The organism is Streptomyces sp. NPDC051207, assembly GCF_040682395.1.
In the GTDB taxonomy this organism is placed as follows: Bacteria; Actinomycetota; Actinomycetes; order Streptomycetales; family Streptomycetaceae; genus Streptomyces.
Genome location: NZ_JBFBAX010000081.1, coordinates 1 through 1,960, shown reverse-complemented (window position 1 = coordinate 1,960; position 1,960 = coordinate 1). Strand labels below are relative to the sequence as shown.

1 protein-coding gene and 1 pseudogene are annotated in these 1,960 nt (G+C 67.9%); both read right to left on the bottom strand.

Features of this window, described 5'->3' with window-relative positions; genetic code table 11:
• Positions 1 to 1,292 (bottom strand): maltose alpha-D-glucosyltransferase (gene treS / locus AB0M97_RS30785; protein ID WP_365964268.1); only part of this gene is annotated, 1,292 nt, incomplete at its 3' end.
• Positions 1,289 to 1,960: pseudogene (locus tag AB0M97_RS30780) on the bottom strand (alpha-1,4-glucan--maltose-1-phosphate maltosyltransferase); the annotation flags it as partial. The gene treS and the pseudogene AB0M97_RS30780, both read right to left, overlap by 4 nt.

The following is a 1,960-nucleotide window of genomic DNA, read 5'->3' as shown; positions in this document are numbered from 1 at the left end:
GGGTCGGCGGTGGAGAAGCCGGCGTTGCGGTCGGGGGTCCACTGCATGGGGGTGCGTACGGCGTCGCGGTCGCCGAGCCAGATGTTGTCGCCCATACCGATCTCGTCGCCGTAGTAGAGGATCGGCGAGCCGGGCAGGGACAGCAGCAGGGCGGTGAACAGTTCGATCTGGTTGCGGTCGTTGTCGAGGAGGGGCGCCAGGCGGCGGCGGATGCCGATGTTGGCGCGCATGCGGGGGTCCTTGGCGTACTCGGCCCACATGTAGTCGCGTTCCTCGTCGGTGACCATTTCCAGGGTCAGCTCGTCGTGGTTGCGCAGGAAGATGCCCCACTGGCAGCCCGAGGGGATGGCCGGGGTCTTGGCCAGGATCTCCGAGACGGGGTAGCGGGATTCGCGGCGCACGGCCATGAAGATGCGGGGCATGACGGGGAAGTGGAACGCCATGTGGCACTCGTCGCCGCCGGCGGCGTAGTCGCCGAAGTAGTCGACGACGTCCTCGGGCCACTGGTTGGCCTCGGCCAGCAGCACGGTGTCGGGGTACTGGGCGTCGATCTCCTTGCGCACCCGCTTCAGGAACTGGTGGGTGGCGGGCAGGTTCTCGCAGTTCGTGCCCTCGGCGGCGTACAGGTAGGGCACGGCGTCGAGCCGGTAGCCGTCGATTCCCAGGTCCAGCCAGAACTTCAGCGCGGCGAGGATTTCCTCCTGCACCCGCGGGTTCTCGTAGTTGAGGTCCGGCTGGTGCGAGAAGAAGCGGTGGAAGTAGTACTGGCCCCGCACCGGGTCGTACGTCCAGTTGGAGGGCTCGGTGTCGACGAAGATGATCCGCGCGTCCGGGTAGCCCTTGTCGTCGTCCGCCCACATGTAGAAGTCGCCGTAGGGCCCGTCGGGGTCCCTCCTCGACTCCTGGAACCACGGGTGCTGGTCGCTGGTGTGGTTCATGACGAAGTCGATGATCACGCGCATGCCGCGCTGGTGGGCGGCGTCGACGAACTCCACGAAGTCCGCGAGGTCGCCGAACTCGGGCAGCACGGCTGTGTAGTCGGAGACGTCGTAGCCGCCGTCGCGCAGCGGGGACTTGAAGAACGGCGGCAGCCAGAGGCAGTCGACGCCCAGCCACTGGAGGTAGTCGAGTTTGGCCGTCAGTCCCTTCAGGTCTCCCACGCCGTCGCCGTTGCTGTCCTGGAAGGAACGGACGAGCACCTCGTAGAAGACAGCACGCTTGAACCACTCCGGGTCCCGGTCCCTGGCCGGGGTGTCCTCGAAGGTGTCCGGCACCGGCTCGTTCACAGTCATGACGTACCCGACCCTCCGTTCGGCGCCGCGGCCGGCGACCGCCGGACGTGGAGGACGTGCGCGGGCGCCCGGCCCGGTTCCAGGCGCACGTAGTTGGTCCTGCCCCAGTGATAGGTCTCACCCGTCAGTTCGTCGTGCACCGCGGTGGTCTCGTGCCAGTCCAGGCCGAGCTGCGGCATGTCGAGTGAGATCGTGGCCTCCTGGGTGTGGTGCGGATCGAGGTTGACGACCACCAGCACGGCGTCCGACCCCGCGCGCTTGCTGTACGCGATCAGCGCGTCGTTGTCCGTCCCGTGGAAGCGGATGGTGCGCAGCGTGCGCAGTGCGGGATGGGCGCGCCGGATCTCGTTGAGCCGGGTGATGAGGGGGGTGATGGTGCGGCCGTCGCGTTCGGCGGCGGCCCAGTCGCGGGGCCTGAGCTGGTACTTCTCCGAGTCGAGGTACTCCTCGCCGCCCTCCCGCAGCGGCGTGTTCTCACACAGCTCGTACCCGCTGTAGACACCCCACGTCGGGGAGAGGGTGGCGGCCAGGACGGCACGGACCTCGAAGGCCGGACGCCCGCCGTGCTGGAGATAGGCGTGCAGGATGTCCGGGGTGTTGACGAAGAAATTCGGCCGCATGTAGGCGGCGGCCTCACCGGACAGCTCGGTCAGGTACTCCGTCAGCTC